The organism is Paenibacillus sp. FSL R5-0914 (assembly GCF_038004525.1).
In the GTDB taxonomy this organism is placed as follows: Bacteria; Bacillota; Bacilli; order Paenibacillales; family Paenibacillaceae; genus Paenibacillus_AQ.
Window position 1 is genome coordinate 327,717 of sequence record NZ_JBBORH010000002.1, and the last position, 21,711, is coordinate 349,427.

General features: G+C 42.0%; 19 protein-coding genes. 14 read left to right on the plus strand and 5 right to left on the minus strand.

Features of this window, described 5'->3' with window-relative positions; all coding sequences use genetic code 11:
- Positions 1-154: 154 nt before the first annotated feature.
- The 9 genes from MKX60_RS17555 to MKX60_RS17595 all read left to right on the plus strand — a co-directional run bounded on the left by MKX60_RS17555 (position 155) and on the right by MKX60_RS17595 (position 10,865).
- Entirely contained in the window at positions 155-1,930 is a 1,776-nt protein-coding gene (locus MKX60_RS17555; RefSeq protein ID WP_081382864.1) for a sensor histidine kinase, read from the plus strand.
- Positions 1,923-3,491 (plus strand): response regulator transcription factor, encoded by a 1,569-nt coding sequence (locus MKX60_RS17560; protein ID WP_076282897.1) that lies wholly within the window; start codon positions 1,923-1,925, stop codon positions 3,489-3,491. The genes MKX60_RS17555 and MKX60_RS17560 overlap by 8 nt, the downstream gene beginning before the upstream one ends.
- Positions 3,492-3,611: 120 nt before the next feature.
- Complete coding sequence (locus MKX60_RS17565; RefSeq protein WP_149644202.1) at positions 3,612-4,949, plus strand: extracellular solute-binding protein; 1,338 nt, start codon at positions 3,612-3,614, stop codon at positions 4,947-4,949.
- A gap of 142 nt (positions 4,950-5,091) precedes the next feature.
- Positions 5,092-6,012 carry a carbohydrate ABC transporter permease gene (locus MKX60_RS17570; RefSeq protein WP_341061129.1) on the plus strand — a complete coding sequence of 307 codons (921 nt, stop codon included), beginning with the start codon at positions 5,092-5,094 and terminating at the stop codon, positions 6,010-6,012.
- Between the two features lie 3 nt (positions 6,013-6,015).
- The gene (locus tag MKX60_RS17575; protein ID WP_042126927.1) at positions 6,016-6,855 is read left to right on the plus strand and encodes a carbohydrate ABC transporter permease; all 840 of its coding nucleotides are present in this window, start codon (positions 6,016-6,018) and stop codon (positions 6,853-6,855) included.
- 30 nt (positions 6,856-6,885) lie between these two features.
- Complete coding sequence (locus MKX60_RS17580; protein WP_341060554.1) at positions 6,886-7,998, plus strand: rhamnogalacturonan acetylesterase; 1,113 nt, start codon at positions 6,886-6,888, stop codon at positions 7,996-7,998.
- A gap of 114 nt (positions 7,999-8,112) precedes the next feature.
- Positions 8,113-8,904, plus strand: a complete 792-nt coding sequence (locus MKX60_RS17585) for an SDR family oxidoreductase (RefSeq protein WP_042187431.1) — start codon at positions 8,113-8,115, stop codon at positions 8,902-8,904.
- 169 nt (positions 8,905-9,073) lie between these two features.
- Complete coding sequence (locus MKX60_RS17590; protein ID WP_042126933.1) at positions 9,074-9,790, plus strand: MgtC/SapB family protein; 717 nt, start codon at positions 9,074-9,076, stop codon at positions 9,788-9,790.
- 85 nt (positions 9,791-9,875) lie between these two features.
- The gene (locus MKX60_RS17595; RefSeq protein ID WP_341060555.1) at positions 9,876-10,865 is read left to right on the plus strand and encodes an aldose 1-epimerase; all 990 of its coding nucleotides are present in this window, start codon (positions 9,876-9,878) and stop codon (positions 10,863-10,865) included.
- A gap of 98 nt (positions 10,866-10,963) precedes the next feature.
- Here the strand turns inward: MKX60_RS17595 and thrS are convergent, their stop codons facing one another.
- Complete coding sequence (thrS, locus tag MKX60_RS17600) at positions 10,964-12,877, minus strand: threonine--tRNA ligase (RefSeq protein ID WP_076299445.1); 1,914 nt, start codon at positions 12,875-12,877, stop codon at positions 10,964-10,966.
- Between the two features lie 473 nt (positions 12,878-13,350).
- On the opposite strand from thrS, the gene MKX60_RS17605 reads away from it, so the two are divergent.
- Together MKX60_RS17605 and MKX60_RS17610 are read left to right on the plus strand one after the other, a co-directional pair.
- On the plus strand, positions 13,351-14,019 hold the full coding sequence (locus MKX60_RS17605) for a TraX family protein (protein WP_076282892.1): 669 nt from the start codon (positions 13,351-13,353) through the stop codon (positions 14,017-14,019).
- A 94-nt stretch (positions 14,020-14,113) separates the two neighbouring features.
- Positions 14,114-15,634, plus strand: coding sequence for a copper amine oxidase N-terminal domain-containing protein (locus tag MKX60_RS17610; protein ID WP_339247488.1), 1,521 nt, complete (start codon positions 14,114-14,116; stop codon positions 15,632-15,634).
- Positions 15,635-15,736: 102 nt separating this feature from the next.
- Here MKX60_RS17610 and MKX60_RS17615 read toward each other — a convergent pair whose 3' ends face one another.
- Positions 15,737-17,152, minus strand: a complete 1,416-nt coding sequence (locus MKX60_RS17615; RefSeq protein WP_341060556.1) for a metallophosphoesterase — start codon at positions 17,150-17,152, stop codon at positions 15,737-15,739.
- A 208-nt stretch (positions 17,153-17,360) separates the two neighbouring features.
- Between MKX60_RS17615 and MKX60_RS17620 the strand changes: the two genes are divergently transcribed.
- Both MKX60_RS17620 and MKX60_RS17625 read left to right on the plus strand, forming a co-directional pair.
- A complete protein-coding gene (locus tag MKX60_RS17620) occupies positions 17,361-17,960 on the plus strand; it encodes a nitroreductase family protein (RefSeq protein WP_042187439.1) in 600 nt (199 codons plus the stop codon).
- A 73-nt stretch (positions 17,961-18,033) separates the two neighbouring features.
- Complete coding sequence (locus MKX60_RS17625; RefSeq protein WP_341060557.1) at positions 18,034-18,228, plus strand: DUF2188 domain-containing protein; 195 nt, start codon at positions 18,034-18,036, stop codon at positions 18,226-18,228.
- Between the two features lie 76 nt (positions 18,229-18,304).
- Here MKX60_RS17625 and MKX60_RS17630 read toward each other — a convergent pair whose 3' ends face one another.
- Entirely contained in the window at positions 18,305-19,474 is a 1,170-nt protein-coding gene (locus tag MKX60_RS17630; RefSeq protein ID WP_341060558.1) for a peptidylprolyl isomerase, read from the minus strand.
- A gap of 185 nt (positions 19,475-19,659) precedes the next feature.
- Positions 19,660-19,995: a LytTR family transcriptional regulator DNA-binding domain-containing protein gene (locus MKX60_RS17635; protein WP_341060559.1), complete on the minus strand. Its 336-nt coding sequence runs from the start codon at positions 19,993-19,995 to the stop codon at positions 19,660-19,662.
- Between the two features lie 181 nt (positions 19,996-20,176).
- Here MKX60_RS17635 and MKX60_RS17640 point away from each other — a divergent pair, with 181 nt between their 5' ends.
- Positions 20,177-21,283, plus strand: a complete 1,107-nt coding sequence (locus MKX60_RS17640) for a lactonase family protein (protein WP_341060560.1) — start codon at positions 20,177-20,179, stop codon at positions 21,281-21,283.
- A gap of 124 nt (positions 21,284-21,407) precedes the next feature.
- On the opposite strand, the gene hfq is transcribed toward MKX60_RS17640, so the two are convergent.
- A complete protein-coding gene (gene hfq / locus MKX60_RS17645) occupies positions 21,408-21,629 on the minus strand; it encodes an RNA chaperone Hfq (protein ID WP_042126951.1) in 222 nt (73 codons plus the stop codon).
- Positions 21,630-21,711 lie beyond the last annotated feature (82 nt).

The window sequence follows — 21,711 nt, forward strand, 5'->3', positions numbered from 1 at the left end:
ATAGGGGCTTAAAGTGAATTCTGACTCTGGATTTCGCTTTAAGTCCTTTTTGTTGTAAGTTTTCCCAAATGCTTCAATATCATTTATGATAGGATATAGTGATGATAAATATTACTTCCCATAATAAGGGTTTGGAGTGAATTGGAGGATGCTTATGTTTTGGAAGAATGTTAGCGCTTACAGGAGTTCAGGAATTTTTAATAAAATGATATTGATCATTTCATTTTTGCTGCTGCTGTCCTTTCTGTTCTCTTTAACCGTCCTGCAGTATGTTTATCGAATTTATGACAAGCAAATCTATGAAAAGGCATCTGAAGTGCTGGGAATGTCATCTATCAGTATAGAGAGTACTTTGAGAGAGCTGGAACAACTTTCTTTTACAGTGGTCTCTGATGAGCAAATTCAGGAATGTCTTCGCCAGTTGCAGGATGATCCTCAACCATATGAGCGGCAGGTCCTACATAATAAAATCATTAACAGGTTAGTTGCCTTTGCAGGAGCAGAGAAATACGTTTATTCCATGATGTTGTTGGATACGAATGGCGGCGCTATGACTGCGGGTAATCGGGAAGGTGTATCACAGGATCTCCAGGATCAATTAAAGCCTCTGGCTAAGGAAGCTAGCGGTAGTATTGTGTGGTATCCCCAAGGGAATAAGAATTCACTCCTGGCTGTTCGGCAGATTAAATCTTACACCGGATCAACCTTTACGCTGGACGATTTAGGAACGTTAGTCATTCGAATTCGGATTGATCGTATTATTGCAGATAGCACTAGTAACACTTCGGATGGCGATCAGTTGATTGTTGCAGATGCGGCTTCAGGGCTAGCGGTTTATCCCCAAACTCCAATGTTGCTGCCAAATGAGCTTAAAGCGGAAACGGAACGTTCCGAACTTTATCGTACGGCTAAGTATGAAGAAGGAACATATTTTATAACGAAGACTAAATCATCTTATATGGAATGGATGTATATCAATGCGACCCCCTTCAATGAGATGTTCAAACATATTACTTTTGTAAAAAAATTGGTCGTCATCATATTCGCGCTCATATTACTAATTGGATTGCTCTTAGGCTATCGATTAGCCCGAAGTATTGTACGCCCGATTTCAAAGCTGACCAAAAAAATGAAACAAATCGAAAAGGGAGATCTGGATAATCTGGAGGAACAGTCGCTAGGTGTCGTTTCACAAACTGCGCAGGACGAGGTAAGTCAGCTTAACAGAACCTTTAAAATGATGATCCGCAGAATCAGAGAACTTATCGATGAGAATTATGCGAAGCAGCTCATTATTAGAGAGACCGAGCTTAAAGCACTGCAGGCACAGATCAATCCGCATTTTTTGTACAATACACTTGAATCGATCAATTGGTTAGCGAAGATGAACAAGCAAGCTAAAATCTCTGAAATGGTAGAAGCGCTTGGCTATTTGTTTCGCAGTTCGATTGGTCTTAAAGACCCGTTGATTACGATTGAAAAAGAGCTCACCATTGTGCGCAATTATGTCATTATCCAGAAGACACGATTTGACGAGAGACTTGATTTCCGCATGGATTTTCCAGAGCATTTGCATGACGCTTTAATTCCGAAGCTGACGCTTCAGCCGTTGATCGAGAATGCGATCCGATATGCATTGGAGCCTAATATCGAGCCTTGCACGATTTCTATAACCGTAAGTGAGGAAGAACAGGGCCTTGATATTCTTGTTAGTGATAATGGGCCGGGGATGAGTGCCGAGTTCATCAAAGATTTACAGCAGGGAAGAGTTAAGACACGTGGCGAAGGCATTGGGTTAGCGAACATCGCAGAGCGTATTCAAATCGTATTTGGCCCAGAATGGGGTACAGTGATTGAAAGTGAGCCAGGTCAAGGAACGACAATACATGTACGTATACCTTATTTAAAAGGAGTGCAAGAGAATGTATAAGTTACTGCTGGTTGATGATGAACGGTTGATACTAGAAGGCATATCTCAGGTAGTGGACTGGGCACAGGCAGGAACGGAACTTGTGGGTACTGCGCGAAACGGGATAGAAGCCTTAGAGAAAATAGAGGAGCTTCGCCCTGAAATAGTGATTACTGATATTTCCATGCCCGGATTGGATGGACTAGGCTTGGTGCAGAAATGCAGTGAACGGTTTCCTGAGGTAAAGTTCGTTATGTTGACGGGGTATAAGGATTTTGACTACGCCTGTATCGCTATGCAGCATGGAGTGAAACATTATCTGCTTAAGCCGTGCAACGAGAATCAAATTCATGATGCGTTAGTTGAACTGGTAGCAGAGCTCGATGAACTTAAGGGCCGGATGGAATTTGTAAATGATATGAAGCAACGTTTTACTAAAGTTCTACCGCATGTAAAGGAACAATTTTTGAAGGAATGGATCTCTAACAAAACGTACGGGAGTCAAGATTTAGAGTATTATCAGGAGCTGCTAGGCATCGAATTAAATGACAAAGTGGTGCGTTTGATCTTGTTCAGACTGGAAGGTTCTTATGAATATGAGCAACTATTTGCTTTGCAAAATATTGCACAGGATATGCTGCAAGAAACGCTGCTTAGTACAAGGATAGGCGGATTTATTCTGACACTAATGGAAGTCGAAGGAGAGGCTGCGCTGAATAGTACACTGCTTGAACGAATTTCTGATGTAAGGAAAATGTTCTACAAATTTTATAAAGTGGATGTAACCATTGCGATTAGTGATGCGGACTTCATGATACATTCACGGAGATTGTATCGTCAGACTCTGCAATGCCTTAACCACTGTTTTTATATGGAAGAGGGAGGTTTGATCACAGGAAGTGATATTCCTAGTGATGAACTAAGCGGAAGAAATGACATTGAACTAGATGAAGAGCAAATCTGTCTGCTGATTAAGGCGGGCGAACAAAGTGCAGTAGAATTTGAATTAGAGCGGTTATTTAATCTGCTAGCTGAACAGCGTGTGGATATTAATGTAACGCGATCTTATGTTTTACAATTGTATTCTGCGATGATACGTCTAGCCGTCCCTGATGAAAGAAATACCTTTACTTCAAGTATGGTGGAACTGGCTGAGATCAGGACTTTAAGTGGTCTTAAAGCCTATGTAAAAGATGCTGCTGCTCGTTTGACAGCGATGTATGATCGTCATTTTCGCTGTCGCCAATCCTTAATCGTAGATAAAATGTTCAAAATTATTGCGGATGATTATAAGAATGCGGAACTGTCACTTAGCTCAGTCGCTGCTGAGATGTTATATATGAATCCTGATTATCTCGGGAAAATATTCAAGAAAATCACGGGGGAGAAATTCTCTAATTACGTTACCAATTACCGGATTACTAAAGCATCAGAACACATTATGCATAGTGGTGATGTAAGAGTATTTGAGCTCGCTGAAATGTTCGGCTTCGGTGGGAATGCACAGTATTTTAGTCAAGTGTTCAAAAAAGTAACTGGGCAGACACCCACAGAATTTATGAAACCCTCTCAAGGGAACTGATTATTGAACAAACAAGACGGTTTTTTGTATTCAACAATTACTGAATATTTGAGAAGATTTATACATGAAAGCGCTACCTAAAGGGATCAGAGCCTTTATACTATTATAGGAAAAGGGGACATGAATTTGAAAAAGAGATTCGCTTTACTAGCCGTACCATTGTTGTTGTCATCGATGTTAGCTGGTTGTGGTGGAGGTAATAACAATAATAGTGCTGCCGCTACGGATTCCGCTACAAACACGCCTTCAGAAACGAAACCCGCAGCTACAACTTCAGCAGAACCCGTAACTCTGCGTATAGCTTGGTGGGGTGGAGATACACGGCATTCTTATACACAACAAGTGATTGATATGTATGAAGCCAAATACCCGAATGTAACGATTGAACCTGAATATGCTTCATTCGATGATTATTGGAAGAAGCTTGCCCCTCAAGCAGCAGCGAATCGACTTCCTGATATCGTTCAAATGGATATTTCTTATATTAATCAATATGGGTCTAACGGACAGCTCGAAGATTTGAAGCCTTATTTGAACTCTCAGATACAAGTCGGCGATGTGAATGAGAACGTCCTTAGTACTGGGGTAATCAATGAGAAGCAATTCGGAATTCCATTAGGCGTTAACGTACTTGGTTTTCAATATGACCCAGAATTGCTAAAGAAGGCAGGGGTGGATTCCATTCCTGAGAACTGGACTTGGGATCAATACAAAGAAATTGCTGCGAAAGCTAAATCAGCTGGACTGTATATCGACGGTTCTATGGCAGCTGACGTATTCTTCAACTATTATCTGCGTACAAAAGGGCTGGCACTTTATAACAATGATGGTTCAGCGCTTGGATATGAGGATGATGCCTTGTTCACTGACTTTTTCGGAATGTTGTCTGGTTTAATTAAAGATGGAGCGGTTCCATCCCAAGACAAACTGAGCCAAAACAAAGGCGTTATCGAAGAGTCTGATATTGTTAAAGGAACAGGCATCGGCGTATGGCAATGGTCGAACCAATATGTTGCTTTGCAAATCGCTGTAAATCGCCCTATGGCACTGGCACAAATGCCTGGTCCGGATATGGAAAAAGGACTCTACATGCAGCCAAGTATGTATTGGTCGGTTACTTCTAACTCAAAAGTGAAGGAAGAAGCAGCGAAGTTCGTTGATTTCTGGATTAATGATCCCGAAGCCAACAATTTAATCAAAGGCGAACGTGGTGTGCCAATTTCAAGCAAAATCAAAGAATCTGTAGCTTCACAATTAACGGATTCCGGTAAGCAAGTATTTAAATTCGTAGCTGACATGGAGCCTACTACTTCTCCAATGAGTCCGCCAGTTGGATCGCCAGAGGTAGTAGCACTCCTTACAGACCTTGCTGAACAAATGAACTTCGGCAAGATTGACCCAGCCGCCGCCGCCGCACAGTTCCGAAAAGAAGCGAACGCTATTCTCTCCAGCCGGTAATAGAAGGTAACAGATAACTATACTGCGTCTAACATGGGAAACGGCATGCCATTTGGTTAGGCGGCAGTCCGTTTCCCTTATTATTCACATAAAAAGGAGTTGGAGACCCTTGGCATCCACGAATCCCCTTCCTTCGAATCCGCTGGCTTTTAAGAAAAAGAAGCTAACAGGCCGGAGTTTACGAAGCAACCTTACAGGATATGCCTTTATCAGTCCATTCGTCATTGGCTTCCTTTGCTTCACGTTGATCCCGATGATCATTTCTCTTTATCTTTCTTTTACCAAATACAATTTGTTCGCTCCACCTAAATGGATCGGATTTGATAATTACATCAAAATGTTCTCGAATGACCCGAAATATTTACATTCACTAAAGGTGACGCTGCTTTACGTATTTATTGGTGTGCCTTTACGTCTCACCTTTGCATTATTTGTGGCTATGATTCTAAATACTAAATCGCGCATGATCGGAGCCTATCGTACAACTTATTATTTACCTTCTATTATAGGTGGCAGTGTGGCGGTATCCATCATGTGGCGTAATATTTTTAGTGATACTGGAATTATTAATGGCATGCTCGGTTTTTTAGGCCTTGGTCCAGTAAGTTGGTTTGGTAATCCGAGCGCTGCGCTTATTATGTTGATCACTTTATCCGTGTGGCAATTTGGTTCATCCATGTTGATCTTTCTGGCAGGTCTAAAGAATATTCCTGGTGAAATGTACGAGGCAGCTAGTGTAGATGGAGCAGGCTTTTTCAGAAAGTTCTTTAAGATTACAATACCCCTCCTAAGCTCAGTTATTCTGTTCAATCTAGTCATGCAGACGATCAGTGCATTTATGACCTTTGTTCCAGCTTATATTATCTCTAAAGGTGAAGGCGGACCAATGGACGGTACGATGTTGTATTCTCTATATCTATTCCGTCAGGCCTTTATGTTTAATAACATGGGTTACGCTTCAGCTATGGCGTGGGTGATGTTGTTGCTAGTCGGCATCATGACCGGAATTTTGTTCAAGACATCCAAATCGTGGGTCTTCTACGAATCGGAAGGAGGAAAATAATCCATGGCGAAAATGAAACTGAAATGGCCGCTGTATCACATTCTTATCGGTGGCCTCGCTATCATTATGCTGTATCCGATTTTGTGGATGATCATGAGCTCTTTTAAAGAGAGCCGGCTTGTATTCGTTACCGCTCAGCAGCTTCTTCCCGATCCATGGGTATGGGGGAATTATGCTAAAGGCTGGGAAGGGATTGCCGGATATTCCTTTGGTGTCTTCATAAAGAATTCATTAATTATTGTCGTTGTAGCCACTCTAGGAGCGGTGGTTTCTTCTTCACTGGTAGCCTTCGGATTTGCACGTAATAAGTTTGTAGGGCATGGCTTATGGTTCGGTATCATGATGATGACGCTTATGCTTCCTTCAGATGTAGTGCTAGTCCCGCAATATATCATCTATGCGAAATTGGAATGGCTCGATAGTATCAAGCCGATCGTGGTTCCACAGTTCTTCGGTGTTCCGTTCTTTATTTTCCTAATGCTGCAGTTTATTCGGACAATACCTGTTGAACTTGACGAAGCGGCTACGATTGATGGGTGCGGGAAATTTGGTCTGTACTTCAGAATCATTCTCCCACTCATCCGTCCATCTATGGCTACTGCAGCGATCTTTTCCTTCTATTGGCGCTGGGAAGACCTGCTTGGGCCAGTGTTGTACCTGAACTCTCCATCTAAATATACAGTTTCTATGGGGCTGAAAATGTTCCTCGACAGTGAGTCCGTGTCCAACTGGGGACCCATGTTCGCCATGTCCGTTCTTAGCTTGGCACCCGTCATGATTATTTTCTTTATCTTTCAAAAGCAGATTGTGGAAGGAATCAGCACCAGTGGTTTGAAAGGATAAAATATCTAATGAAGAAAGGTGCGGCTGAATTTGGATAGCTATCATTTTGACTTTGGGATTAAAGATACAGCGTCCGGCTACACCAAAATTCGGCCGGACTCACGATACTCTCCGGATGAGCGATTTGGTTTTACTTCAGACTCGACAGTATTCGGGCGTTCCAGGGGAGGAGAAGATACATTAAGAAGTGATTTCTGCATTCCGCAGAAGGCAGTCTTCCTGTTAGATATTCCTGATGGGATTTACCGGATTTCTTTGTTACTTGGTGACTCCTTAGCAGATACGAGTACAATAATTCGAGCAGGTGATGGTAAGTACGTATTAGATACATTGAACGTCCCGGCAGGTCAGTATATACGAGAATCATTTGCGATGCGAATCATGGGTGGTCAGCTAAAGCTCTCCTTCTCAGGTATTGCGCCTCGAATAAATGCTCTCGACATTGAGCCTGACAACGAAGCGCTCGTCTTATATTTGGCTGGTGATTCTACGGTGACCGATCAAGGAGAAGCTGGTTATCCCTATGCTGGTTGGGGCCAGTTGCTGCCTCGCTGCTTCAAAACAGGTCTTGTAGTGGATAATCGAGCCATTTCAGGACGTAGCTCCAAGAGCTTTATTGAGGAAGGGCATTTGGACAATATTTCTACTGTGCTTCGTCCCAGAGATTATATGTTCATACAGTTTGGTCATAACGATTCAAAAGGGGATGAACATAGACACACCGAACCTTTCACTACATATAAAGAATATTTGCTGCGGATGATTACAGTTGCTAGGAAAGCAGGAGCCTACCCGGTACTGGTGACCGCTGTACATAGGCGGAGATTTGATCCTGCAGAAGCTATAGTAGACAGTCATGGAGAGTATTTAACGGCAATGAAAGAGTTGGCTGAGACTGAGCAGATCCCCCTAATCGATTTGGCGGAGAAGAGTCGTAAGCTTTTTGAAGCCTATGGTGTGGAAGGAACGAAGGATCTGTTCATGTGGTCCTATCCGGGAGAATATATCTTGCATCCAGTTGGCGTACAAGACAATACACATTTTCAGATTTTAGGAGCACGTCTGCTTGCTGATCTTATTGTAGAGGGCATCCGTGAAGCCGGTTTAAATGATCTCATTATCCATCTTCGGCAGGGTGAATAAAAATAATCCTTTGGGGTATTAAAGATCTATCGATTCAACTTCTGTATGCGAGGTTAAGGTTAAGGAAAGAACTTAACTGGAAGGCTTGCATGACAAGAAGGAGGATACTTAAACATGGCAGATAAGAAGCTGGAAGGTAAGGTAGCGATTGTAACAGGAGGTGGTTCCGGCATTGGAAGAGCAACTGTGCTTGAGTTCGCTCGTAACGGAGCCAAAGTTGTGTTGCTGGATAGAACTGTTGAGAACGCAGAAAAGGTTAGAAAACAAGTGGAGAAAGAAGGCGGAGAAGCTCTCGTAATTGAATGCGATGTTGCTGAACCCCCACAAGTGGAAGCTGCCATAAACAAGGCGGCCGCGAAATGGGGTCGTCTTGATGTTGTTTTTGCAAACGCAGGGATTAATGGAGCCATGACGCCCATTGAAACGATGGATATTGAGTCTTGGGACCAGACGATTCACATCAACCTTCGTGGAACCTTCGCGACTGTTAAATATGCGATACCTCATCTAAAAGAAAGCGGTGGCAGCATCCTGATTAACAGCTCCATTAACGGAAATCGTGTATTTTCTAACATCGGTTTTTCTGCTTACAGTACGACAAAGGCAGGTCAGGTTGCTTTTATGAAAATGGCAGCATTAGAACTGGCTCAATTTCAAATTCGCGTAAATGCAATCTGTCCTGGGGCTATTAAGACCAATATAGATGACAACACTTTTCCATCCGAGGATCTCAAAGAGGTAAAGATCCCTGTCGAATTTCCGGAAGGGGATCAACCGCTAGAGGAAGGTCCTGGGCGTCCTGATCAAGTTGCAAAGCTGGCACTTTTTCTGGCCTCCGAGGATTCCGATCATATTACAGGAACTGAGATTTATTGTGACGGTGCAGAATCGTTGCTCCATGGTTAGATAATCTTTCACCAAAACGGATTCTATCCTCTTCGTTATGCGGATTATATAAGCTGTCTGCGCATATACATGGAGGATAGGAGTTCCGTTTTTTTGCTGTAAAATAAAGCTAATCATAATCTCCGTTTTCCGTTATAATGGAGTATCTGTGGAGAAAGGAGAATGAACTATGGATTTTCATATTGAATCATTAATTAAGCTGCTAGTGGCCATGCTGTTCGGGCTGTTCATCGGGATTGACCGACAGATCAAGCAGAAACCGCTGGGGATTCGGACCAGTATGGTCATTAGTATTGCCTCTTGTCTTGTAACTGTAGTGTCTATTCATGCCTTTGATAAGTTTGCAGGTCCTGAGCATCCAAATATGGATCCGATGCGCCTCGCTGCTCAAATTGTCAGTGGGATAGGGTTCTTGGGGGCTGGTGTTATCCTGCGTAGAGGCGGTGATGCGATATCAGGTTTAACCTCGGCAGCACTCATCTGGACAGCTTCGGGGATTGGTATAGCTGTGGGAGCAGGATTCTATATTGAAGCAGCATATGCGGTTATTCTTCTAATGTTTGCGGTGAATTTAGTTCCTCATTTAATTCGTTCGATTGGTCCTGAAGTGCTTAACAAGCATGAAGTTTCGGTGAGAATAATCATGGAAGCTAATTTTGTACTTACTGAAGTGATCCAAAAAATTGAGAGACCCCAGGTTAGTACCCAAAGAAGTACTAGAAGTCCATCCCGGGCGATCCGCAGAATGAAGATTAAGGATTTGGAAGATGGAAGACAAATGATCGATATGGTGATCTCAGCGCCGGATAAAGATTACGCAACAGAGATCTATTATGATGTGAAGAAAATTGATCATGTCATGAGCGTTGAAGTGGAACAGCTGTAAAAAAGGGCATGTCACGTCATGACCAGATGTGGTAATCTATCAAGTAGAGACAATTATCAGACACTGGAAGGGAGAACACATTATTATGTCTATCACAGCCTATGAAGGACAATATGAAGGAGAAGCAGCCATCTGGTTGAAAGCTGGCCGTTATGAGGCAGCTATCCTACCAGGCATCGGTGGCAACTTGATCTGTTTCCGTGATACCGAAAACGGTTACCGTTTCTTGCATGAACCGGGAGCTGAGGAAATGGAAGCCTTCAAAGCAAGTCCAGGCATCCATGGTATTCCTGTATTATTTCCTCCGAATCGATATGAAGATGGCAAATTTCCTTGGAATGGTCAAACTTATCAACTCCCGGTAAATGAAGTCGCAACAGGCAACCATTTACATGGATTTTTACATACGGCAGCTTGGGAAGTAGAAGAGTTCGGTAGCGGTAAGACCGAAAGCTTCGTAACCGTATTCATCAAAGTGGATGAGAACCATCCTTCTTATCAATACTTGCCGTTTAAATACACAATGAAACTACGTTATACCCTTGGTGAAGGTGGCTTATCTCAACAGGTACAAGTCCATAATGATGGTGATGAAGAGATGCCTTGCTTGTTGGCATTCCATACCGCGATTAATGCACCATTCGCACCAGGTAGCACACCACAAGACTACCTTGTAAAAGCGACCATCGGTAATCGCTGGGAATTAAATGACCGTATGCTGCCGACTGGTAAATTCCAAGAGCTGGAGCCAGGTGAAGCTCAGCTTCGTGATGAAGGTGTGAATCCTTATTTCGCTTCGATGGACAACCACTACACAGCTGTAGCTCAGAATGGACGTAACCGGATGGAGCTTACCGACAGCAAAGCTGGAGTCACTTTAGTATATGATGTAGGGACTTCATACAAGCAGTGGATGATCTGGAATAATGGTGCTTCTGAGCAGTTCTTCTGCCCAGAGCCGCAAATCAACTTAGTTAATGCGCCAATGGTAGATCTGCCAGCGGATGAGATAGGCTTATTCAGTCTCAAACCAGGCGAGTATTGGGAAGAAAGCAGTCGGCTGTACGTGAAATAGTGTTCCTGTGAATATTAATATGTGATCAAAGAAAGGGCTGTCTTGTTCGTAGATTTCTACGATAGACAGCCCTTTAACGTTTAATTTGAAGCAGAACTTTATTTTTTACTAACTATTTCTTCACTAATCTGCTCAATAATCTCTTGGATACTCTTTGAACCAAGATCACCCTCACCACGTTTTCTTACAGAAACACTGCCAGAGTTTTTCTCATTCTCACCGAGAACGAGCATGTAGGGTGATTTTTCAAGTTGGGCTTCACGAATTTTGTAACCTAGCTTCTCATTTCGGATATCAACCTCTACACGAATGCCAGCTTGTTCTAAGGATTGTTTCACCTGAAATGCATAATCAACGTAGTTCTCAGAGACGGGCAATAACTTCGCTTGAACGGGTGCTAGCCATAGCGGGAATGCGCCAGCATAATGCTCCGTAATAATCCCCATAAAACGATCAATCGACCCATAAACAGCACGATGGATTACGACCGGGCGGTGCTTAAGGTTATCTTCCCCGATGTAAGTAAGATCGAATTTCTCTGGCATTTGCCAATCTAGTTGGATGGTTCCACATTGCCAGCTTCGTTTTAGCGCATCTAAGATATGGAAATCAATCTTTGGTCCGTAGAATGCGCCATCACCTTCATTCACACGATACTCGATCCCGAGATTGTCTAATACACTTTGTAATGATTGTTCAGCTAGATCCCATAGTTCTTCTGATCCCATATAATCTGCCGGGCGAGTAGATAATTCAATCTTGTACTCAAAGCCAAACACTTGATAAATATGGTCAATCAGTGAGATTACCCGGCTTATTTCATCCTCAATCTGCTCTGGTAATACGAAGAGATGGGCATCATCCTGACAGAACGTACGAACACGCATCATCCCGTTAAGTGCCCCAGAGAACTCATGGCGATGTACTTGACCAAATTCGGCAATTCGGATAGGTAACTCTCGGTAAGAATGTAGATTATTTTTGTAGATCATCATATGACCTGGGCAGTTCATCGGTTTGAGTGCGAATTTTGTTTCGTCTACATTGGTGAAATACATATTGTCTTTGTAGTGATCCCAGTGTCCGGATTGCTCCCAAAGCCGATTGTTCATCATCAGTGGTGTACGAACTTCATCGTAATCTCTCTGTCTTTGTAATTCACGTGCGAAATTCTCAAGCTCTGTACGGATAGTCATCCCCTTGGGAAGATAAAAGGGCATACCTGGAGCTTCTTCAGAGAACATAAACAATTCCAGTTCCTTGCCGAGCTTACGGTGATCACGTTTTTTAGCTTCTTCAAGAAAGAGTAAGTGTTCTTCAAGTTGAGCTTTCTTAGGAAAAGCAGTTCCGTAAATACGTTGCAGCATTTTATTATTCGAATCTCCACGCCAGTAGGCACCTGCTACATTCAACAGCTTAAAAGCCTTGACCAAGCCAGTTGAGGGGAGATGTGGGCCTCGACAGAGATCCGAGAATTCCCCTTGATCATAAATAGACAATACTGTGTCTTCCGGCAGATCACGGATAAGCTCCAGCTTTAAGGGCTCATTCATCGCTTCAAAAAGCTTGATTGCTTCAGCGCGGGGAACGACACGGCGGACAATCGGGTGATTCTCTTGAATAATTCTCGCCATCTCTTGTTCGATTGCTACAAGATCATCCGTGGATAGAGGTGTCTCAATATCAATGTCGTAATAGAAGCCATCTTCGATTACTGGACCTATGCCGAGCTGGACACCCTTATCTCCATATATACGTTTTATGGCCTGCGCCATGATATGTGCTGTACTGTGTCTATAAATTTTCAGGCCTTCTTTGCTATCCAGCGTAACAATTTCGAGCTGGCAATCATGTTCGATCGCTTGGTTTAGATCAACGGATCTTCCATCGATTATTCCAGCTACAGCATTTTTTTTCAGACTGGTACTTATGGCACCTGCTGCTTCTTTAATCGTCGTTCCTTGCAGTACCTCTCTAATTGTTCCGTTTTGCAGTGTTACCTTGATCTCCATGATTGTTAGCCTCCATTTCTCAAAAATTGTTAGTGGTGAACGCAAAAAAACGCATCTCTCCCAGAAAGGGACGAGTGCGTTCAGCTCGTGGTTCCACCCTAATTCGACCTATCACAAGGATAGGACCTCATTGGTATCCTATAACGTGGATAAGTCGGTGCCACATACTACCGCAAAATTTAGATCTGCGGATTCAGCGCCACGGCTACAAAGGGGTAACTTCACAATCGTGTACTGGAGAAGCTTTCAGCCTAGACCTCTCTCTCTGGACAGTTCGTATAGGAAATCATGTCTTTGATCATTGCCATATGATGTTGCTCGTTCATAGTACTCAATTGCACCCCATAAAGTCAAGAGGCAAGAAACCAGAAATTCAGTTCTCTTTTATTGCAGTCATCATTTGTGTACAGGCGAAGGAGAAGAAGTACTCATTGGCGAATGTATGATATCAACTTATTTTAAGGAGGTTTGATATGCAGATTCTCGCCATGCTGACGATGCTAATCGACCATATTGGCTATATCTTTTTTCCAGAGGATATTGCTTGGAGATATGTAGGAAGAATAGCCTTTCCAATCTACTGTTACGGGCTTGTGCAGGGGCATATCCATACATCATCCAGACCGAAATACTTGTTCCGACTGCTCATTATCGCTATTATTGCTCAGATCCCATACAATTTAGCGATTAATCCTGGTGGATGGAACGTGGTGTTTACGCTTTTGTTATCCGCAACCGTATTGGTTATTTTAGATAAACTGCCTACTCCATGGCTTGGAATACCAGTCGTCATTGCAGCTATCGCGTTAATGGATTATTTCCCGATAGATTATAATGCGTACGGCCTGCTGCTAGTATTGATATTCCGTTATACGAAGTCATATTGGCTTGTTGTAGCACATTTGGCACTTAATCTGTTCTACATGTTTTATAATTATTGGGTTGTGCAAATGCTTAGTATTTTACCAACGCTGTTGATTGCTTTGGCGCCTGCACTTTGGGGATATTTAGAGCGTCACCGGGTACCACGCTGGGTGTGGTGGTCTTTTTATCCTGCGCATCTACTGATTTTAGCGTTATTTAAAGGCGTAATATACAATGAATGGGTTTCTATCGAATGGCGAACTTTGTTGAATCTATAGTATTTTTACAATAAGTAATACTTTGATTTACAAATGTTGCCTTTGCTGAGATAATGGATTGATTTCAAAAAATCTTAAAAAAAGGAGACTTGCTATGAGGAGAATGAAAGCTAGGGCAAAATGGTTTATTCCTTTTGTCGCACTGCTGCTTGTTCTGGCCGGTTGTCAATCGGTTGGAGGTTTCGATGTTAATAAGGCATTGATCGGGGATGTCGATGTTAAATCATCAGAATCCAGTATGACTTTTTCTATGAACGCTGAACCTTCAGAAGGAATTAGCGCAGAAGATAAGGAAATGGTCGATCTCATAAATTCTTTTTCCCTGAGTATTAGCAATGCAAAGTTACAAGAGAATGGTAATGTATCTGCCAATGGAACGATCGGCTATAAACAATTGAATATTCCATTCTCATTGTTTATGGACAAAAAAACTTTAGTCTTTACGGTTGAAGGAGCAAAACAACCGTTTTACTTCCCGGTTCAAGGCTATGATGAGGTCTTTGCTGAAGTTGGATTGGATCTGACTAAAGCTGAAGATCTTAGTAAGCTGCTAACGAAGTTTGTGGTGAAGAATCTTCCTAATCCAAGCGCAATTAGCGTAACACCCGTTAGTGAGGCTGTGTATGGCCAGCAGGTGAATATGACGAAGTTACATACCGAAGTGACGGGTGATGAGCTTCCGGCATTGTTAAAAGGATTCCTGAAATCGATCTCTAAAGATACGGAAGGCTTTACAGAATTGGTTGGTGGTCTATATGACTATCTATATCCTGTGATCAAAGCTATGGACGAAAAAGCCTCCGGTGATTATGAAATTCCAGGTATTGGAGTAATTCCTCTGGGTGATAAAGAAGCTGTTGTAACTGTACTGCATGATGCAGCAAAATTGGCTGTGGATGCGTTACTGCTGGTTTATGACAATCAACTAGACAGTCTTTACAAAGCTACCCCTGAGCTTAAGACGGTTCTGAGTAAGGATACGAAGCTTGCTGTCGACATTTTTGTAGACAGTGGACTACATGTTCGTAAACAGAATGTTGATCTGAAAGTGGCGCTTCCAGGTACTGAAGATATGCCATTAAAGAGCTTCTCTCTTAAGGCTTCCAGTCAGATTTGGAACATTGGTGGAGCTGTAACGGCAGATCCAATCAGTACTGAAGGAGCACTTGATGTTTCTTCCGGTGACCTGACTCCTGGAGAGACTTTGAACAATTTTGATCCAAATTCTAACGTTTATCGTATATTGAAAGACGATCTTGGTATCACCAAGAGAACGATTGTCATCGAACCAGACGACGAATATTATTATCCGATCGTTGACAATAATACGACGTACATTCCTCTTCGGTATTTTGCAGAAGATTTAGATGCTATTGTGGAATGGGATACAGTCAATCGTGCTATTATCGTAACTGATGGTGTGTACGGTGATAAACTGGTATTCAAAATCGGTTCTTCCGAAGCAGTGATTAACGGTGAAAAAGTGAAGCTTGCAGAGCCTGTATTTGTTGACGAATATGGTGATGCCTATGTATCGCTGCGTCTGCTTGCTGAAGCACTTCATGCTACTGTGTATGTAGATGAAGATGGTTGGATTACTATTACACGTAAATAGTTAGTTCGATCCTCATTGGCTAAATAACACAAACAAACCCAGCTTCTAACTTCGCAGTATTGCGGGTGGAGCTGGGTTTTTTATATGAAATAAGGCATCTTTTTATTGCTTCGTTAAAACCACCTCTAGGTCGACATTACTTAACGCTTTTTCTTCAGCCATACTTTGGACATAGCCTCCTAAGAAACCGTCCTGCTGTTCCTCCCAAAGCTTGTAGCCAGGCAACGCTTTAATATCCTTAGCAAAAGTACCCGCAGTTCCTGCGAAGTATCGTACATTCAGATTGGACATTACCTTCGCCATGGATTCTTTTTCAGACTCCGTTAAAGGACTTTCCTTAAGACTATCCATAGCTTTGTCATAGGAGTTAGTAGCAAAGGCTTCTTCGGCATAAGCCTTGAAGTTTAAGAGATTGTGATCTGTAATCTGGTTAGCTTCAGCCCAACCTTCTACGTTCAAAGACGTTGTTTTATAATTTACGGTTCGCGAGACGGGATCGAAGGTCATGGCTCCATATTGATGCGGATTGACGGCCATCGCACTCGTAGCGATATCATAGATTGGCATTTGTTCAGAGGATGCTGTATCTTGATTCGCGTCTGCTGGATCTACTTGAATGTCCTGCATATGAATATGTCCTGAGAGAACTAGATTAAGTCCATTCTTCCGTAAGGATTTTATAGCTTCCTGGCTGTTATTAAGCTTGAAGCCTGAAACAGACATAGAAGTGTGACTTAATAAATTATGATGCATCACCGTGATCACTGAAGCGTGCTCTTTGGCTGCAAGCTTAACGGATTCATCGATCCATGAAAGCGTAGAGGAAGCAATACGTCCATCGGTCTGAGGGAAACCGTATTTTTTATTATTAAGGTATTGGCTACTGTCTATCATCAGAATCCATAAGTTGGGGGCAGCCTTGACGATATAGCTTAGTGATTCCTTATCACGTGATGCAGCTTCTTTGTAGCCGAAATCCGCATACATTTTGACGAAATCCTTATCTGTAATTGAATCCGTAAGGAGCTGTTTATCGCCACTGAAGGATCTAGCCCAAGGATTAAATAAGTCGTGATTGCCTGGAATGACATAAACAGAGGTTCCTTGTTGTTCGATTCGTTTTAAATTTTCGGTTAATTTTTGATGGCTGCTGCGTTCTCCATTATTAGTTAAATCGCCACTGAGGATGATAAACGCAGGTTTTTTCTGTTCAGCGTCATAGACCAAAGCTTCACCCATTTCATCACTGTAGGGCAGCATTTTTCCATCGCCTCCAGTGACATAAGTTTGAAAAGCCTGTCCACCATCCTGAAGATCCTTATCCAAAAAGTGAGTGTCTGTGGCGACCCAGAAAGAGACAGGTTTTAGTTCAGCTTGACCAAGTTCCACAGCGTTTAAATTAGACGATTTTGTGTCTTTACAGCCAGTTAGTACCAAGCTAAGGAAAAAGAGCACTACACAAGAGAATATGACCATTTTTTTATGTAGAATAAGAACTTTATCTGTTGAAAAATTCATTTATATAACCTTCCTTCTGCACTTTTGCTGCACTATTGTAGCTTATTTTTAGCCGAAATGTATATCGGAAAAGTGAAGGGGAGATGTTACTAATCGAGGCTAATTGTATATCCGACAAAATAAGTTGTGAATAGATGTTGTGTTTTCAGAAAAAAGGTGATAAGATGTACAAAAGTAAGTTACTTAAATAAATGGAGGTAGTTATTTTATGTCTAACAATTTTCTTGAAGCAGTTAAAGGAAGACGTTCCATCTATGCCATCAGTAAAGAATCCACTGTAGCCGATGCTCAAATTATTGAAATCGTTGAGCAAGCGGTTTTGCATAGCCCAACCTCATTCAACTCCCAAAGCTCTAGAGCGGTTGTTCTTTTAGGTGAACAGCATGATAAATTATGGGATATCACGACAGAAACTTTGCGCAAAATCGTTCCAGCAGAACAATTTGAAGGAACAGCGCAAAAATTAGCATCTTTCAAAGCAGGTTACGGTTCCGTATTGTTCTTTGAAGATCAAGCGGTAGTGAAGAACCTTCAAGAAAACTTCGCATTGTATGCCGAGAACTTCCCAGTTTGGTCTAACCAATCTTCAGGCATTCTGCAATTCGTAGTATGGACTGCACTTTCTGAAGCAGGTTTAGGTGCATCCCTGCAGCACTATAACCCACTGATTGATGACGAAGTGAAAGAAGCTTGGGGCATCCCGCAAGACTGGAAACTGATTGCTCAATTGCCATTTGGTAAGACAGTAACTCCAGCAGGTGAGAAACAATTCCAACCGGTGGAAGATCGCGTTAAAGTCTTTAAATAAGCTTAAGAGAGTGTTTAAAACCTCCTAGACCAGGCTAATTAATTATATAGTCAGGTTAAGGAGGTTTTTTTATATGCCGTGGAACAAAGAAGATTATCCAGATTCACTCAAGAACTTCACTGCACCTATTCGTAATAAGGCGACTGATATTGCTAATGCACTGCTAGAAGATGGATATGAAGAGGGAAGGGCGATTTCTATTGCTACCGCACAAGCGAAAGAGTGGGGAGAGAATCGTGATAAGCAGGTCCGTAAAAAAGGACATTAATTAAAAGTTCGAAAATAGAGGTACAAAAAAAGCAGGACAGCGTCTCTTAACGCTTGTCCTGCTTTTTGCAGTCATATTATTTAGCAGATTCAGTTCCTGCTTCTGCGCTTGCAGATGGCTCAGGAGAAGCTGTTGCTTCTTTTTTGGCATCCGTAAGTGAATTTGTGATTTTTGCTTTTGCAGTTGTATCTGACAACCAAGTAGTGGAAAGAGTGGAAACCTTTTGAGACACAAGCGTCTTTTTGATTTCATCTGTCTTTTCTTCCAAGGTGTAGTTTTTAGCGTCTTTGTGGTCGGTTACTTTAATGATGTGATAACCGTAATCGGATTTCACAGCACCGCTTGTTTCCCCAACTTTAAGCTTAAAGGCTACATCGGAGAATTCAGCTACCATATCTCCACGTTTGAAGAAGTCTAGATCTCCGCCATTAGCTTTGGAACCAGTGTCTGAAGATTTTTCTTTAGCAAGTTCAGCGAAATCTGCTCCATCTTTCAATTGCTTCAAAATTGCATCCGCTTCTTCTTTAGTCTCAACGAGAATGTGGGAAGCGCGAACTTGTTCTTCTTCATTGAAAGTAGCTTTATTTGCTTCATAGTAGTCTTTGATTTCTTGATCCGTTATAGTCACTTGCGGCTCAAGAATCTTACGCAGTTTTACTTGCAGCGGCATTTGCTTCTTCAAGTCATCAACGGTCATTGAGCTTTGTTGCAATGCAGCATTAAATGCAGCTTCTCCGCCGAATTGTGCTTTTAGGTCTTCTAATTCAGCATTAATGTCTTCATCAGTAACAGTTACGTTAGCTTTTTTAGCTTCTTGATCAACGAGTTCAGTAGTAATCATAGCTTGCAGTGTGCTTTCTCCGCCTGCTTCGATCAATTTATCATAAAGTTGTTCTTTAGTAATGTTAGTTCCGTTAACGCTAGCAACAGCTGTGCTGCTGTCGTCCTTTTGGAATGGAGGCTTAATCAATACAATGATGAGTGCCGCAGCCAGAACCACAGAGGCAATCATCCAGCCCTTGTTACCTTTAGGAGAAACTGGTGGAGCAGGTGGCGTCGTATTATTGTTGCTGCCGACTTTGTTCATTACTGGAACACTTTCCTCTTTTGTTGTATTCACAGGTTCTTCAGCAGCTACGACCTCCACTTCATTTACTTCATTGGTATTCTCGGTAGTGTTCAATTCTTCTTCCGGAGTACCGTTGTTTTCTAAGTTCTCATTTCCATTCAGATCTTTTTTGTCCATTATTAGTAATGACTCCCTTCAATATAGGTGTTGCTTGTCTATTTACAACTTTAACAGAAATCCAGATCCTAAACCTTAAGAAAGTATAAAAAAAGATAGGATCTTTTTAAGTTTCTATTAATAAAAAGCAAAAAGCCGGAAATGGCATCGGTAACATGCCCTTCCGGCTTATGGGAATAAGATGTTTACTTCAGTCCTTTCAATAGATGACGAATACTTTCTTGTTTCCGTCTTGGGACCCGTACGTTTTTAGCGAATAGGCCCTTTTCTCCGAAATAAATGAAGTCGTCTTCGATAGAACTGATCTTGTTTAGATTGACATAACAGCCACCGTACACATGATAGTAAGTAGAATTGGATAACAATCGTTTTAATTGCTCGGCAGTCATTCTCTTTTTTATGTTGTAGTTTCTGCCGTGAAAAATGACCAAATCATGGTCCCCGACCTTAAAGAACAGAATGTCTGTTTCCACCTCGAAGTCCTCGTATACATTTCTGGCTTCCAGCAGGATGCTACTCATTCATGTTCCCCCTTTATACTTAATAAAAGACTAATGTTAGCGCTTTCATTATAGCACAATCCCTAATCATTGGAAAGCCTTATTTTTGAACTATTTGTCACACTTTTTACTTTATGGTTTGTCTTTAACGTTTAAAAATTGTAAATTATATAATAGCAATACTTTGAAGGAGGATGTAAAGATGGAAAAGCAGACTAAGTTATTGCTGTTTACGGGTTCCTATGCAAGTGCCACGGATAGCGGTGTGCAGGTATTTGAATTCGATGGCGAAGCAGGAGGTACGTTAAAATTAATCGACTCGGTTCAGGGTCTAACTAACCCCACCTTTGTTAATGTAGATGCTTCAGCCCTGCGTTTATATGCCATAGGAGAAAAGCCAAATGGTGAAGGTGGAAAAGAGGGAGAAGTCGTTACCTTTGCTATCGATGCTAAGCGTGGGAAATTGAGCGAATTGTATCGAATAGCCTCAATGCCTGCTTCAGGTAATGGTCAAACTACCACATGCCATATTTCTAGAGATCTAAGCGATGAATACATTGTTGTATGTAGTTATCATGGTGGCAGTGTAGGCTTGATCACATTAGATGAAGAAAAAGTTGCTAATCAACTGGCGGATGTCGCGATTCATTCCGGTCATGGTCACCATCCTGAACGTCAGGATCGCCCGCATCCCCATTCGGCTATTTTCAGTCCGGACGGACAGTATCTGTTTGTTTCTGATCTTGGGCTTGATATTATTCGGTCCTATAGAATCAATAGAGACTTGAACAAACTAGAAGTTCACGGAGATACTGTGCTTCATCCAGGGGCGGGACCTCGTCATTTTACTTTTCATCCAGATGGAAAGTCTGCTTATGTTATAAACGAGGTGGATTCCACGATAACATCGTTTACATATGACAGTGCTACAGGGACTCTTCACACGGTAGATACAATTTCAACTTTGCCTGAGGATTTTAAGGAAGAGAATACTTGCGCTGAAATTGCCACTTCAGTAGATGGAAGATATCTTTACGCTTCTAATCGTGGAGCGGATAACATCGCAGTGTTTGCAGTGGATAACGCTACTGCCAAGCTTACACTAATTGAATATGTATCTACTCGTGGAGGGCATCCACGACACTTCTCATTAACTCCGGATGGGGCTTATCTTATTGTTGCAAATCGTGACGCTAATAACCTGGTTGTGTTCTCTATTGAAGAGACCAGTGGTCGTCTCGTCTTTACTGGAAATACTGCCGAGGTATCCAAACCGGTGTGTGTGAAGCCTGTGATTTTCCCAGTATAAAAGAAACTCGTTTTGAAGAGTGAATAAGACAATTTAAGAAAATAATAAAGGGAACACCGGAGATGTAGTCCGGTGTTCCCTTTATTATTGAAAATAGGATGAAGAAGTTTAATGAATGTGTGAACTATTTGAGTGAGACGGGCTTAAGAGGTACAATAGTGGATACTGCAGATTTGAAGAGCACATTCTGTCTGCCATCACCTTGACCCTGTAAAGTGATTGTGAATGCATCATACGAGGTTACGACGCCTTGCATTTTTACACCATTTGTTGTAAAAATCGTCACGGGCACCTTTGTGGAAATAAACTGATTCAACAAACGTTCCTGCAATTTTAGACTCTCCACTTTGGCAGCACTCCATCTTTTTGTATATTTATTTCTCTATAATTATAGCACGGGTTATAGCTTCTCAGGAAATGTGATCGAC

Excerpts from the sequence above, each read along its gene's own strand:
- MKX60_RS17565 (WP_149644202.1), top strand. The coding sequence starts at position 3,612 with ATGAATTTGAAAAAGAGATTCGCTTTACTAGCCGTACCATTGTTGTTG.
- MKX60_RS17560 (WP_076282897.1), top strand. The coding sequence starts at position 1,923 with ATGTATAAGTTACTGCTGGTTGATGATGAACGGTTGATACTAGAAGGC.
- MKX60_RS17630 (WP_341060558.1), bottom strand. The coding sequence starts at position 19,474 with ATGGACAAAAAAGATCTGAATGGAAATGAGAACTTAGAAAACAACGGT.
- MKX60_RS17605 (WP_076282892.1), top strand. The coding sequence starts at position 13,351 with ATGCAGATTCTCGCCATGCTGACGATGCTAATCGACCATATTGGCTAT.
- MKX60_RS17640 (WP_341060560.1), top strand. The coding sequence starts at position 20,177 with ATGGAAAAGCAGACTAAGTTATTGCTGTTTACGGGTTCCTATGCAAGT.
- MKX60_RS17625 (WP_341060557.1), top strand. The coding sequence starts at position 18,034 with ATGCCGTGGAACAAAGAAGATTATCCAGATTCACTCAAGAACTTCACT.
- MKX60_RS17555 (WP_081382864.1), top strand. The coding sequence starts at position 155 with ATGTTTTGGAAGAATGTTAGCGCTTACAGGAGTTCAGGAATTTTTAAT.
- MKX60_RS17635 (WP_341060559.1), bottom strand. The coding sequence starts at position 19,995 with ATGAGTAGCATCCTGCTGGAAGCCAGAAATGTATACGAGGACTTCGAG.
- MKX60_RS17610 (WP_339247488.1), top strand. The coding sequence starts at position 14,114 with ATGAGGAGAATGAAAGCTAGGGCAAAATGGTTTATTCCTTTTGTCGCA.
- MKX60_RS17615 (WP_341060556.1), bottom strand. The coding sequence starts at position 17,152 with ATGAATTTTTCAACAGATAAAGTTCTTATTCTACATAAAAAAATGGTC.
- thrS (WP_076299445.1), bottom strand. The coding sequence starts at position 12,877 with ATGGAGATCAAGGTAACACTGCAAAACGGAACAATTAGAGAGGTACTG.
- MKX60_RS17595 (WP_341060555.1), top strand. The coding sequence starts at position 9,876 with ATGTCTATCACAGCCTATGAAGGACAATATGAAGGAGAAGCAGCCATC.
- MKX60_RS17620 (WP_042187439.1), top strand. The coding sequence starts at position 17,361 with ATGTCTAACAATTTTCTTGAAGCAGTTAAAGGAAGACGTTCCATCTAT.
- MKX60_RS17590 (WP_042126933.1), top strand. The coding sequence starts at position 9,074 with ATGGATTTTCATATTGAATCATTAATTAAGCTGCTAGTGGCCATGCTG.
- MKX60_RS17575 (WP_042126927.1), top strand. The coding sequence starts at position 6,016 with ATGGCGAAAATGAAACTGAAATGGCCGCTGTATCACATTCTTATCGGT.
- MKX60_RS17585 (WP_042187431.1), top strand. The coding sequence starts at position 8,113 with ATGGCAGATAAGAAGCTGGAAGGTAAGGTAGCGATTGTAACAGGAGGT.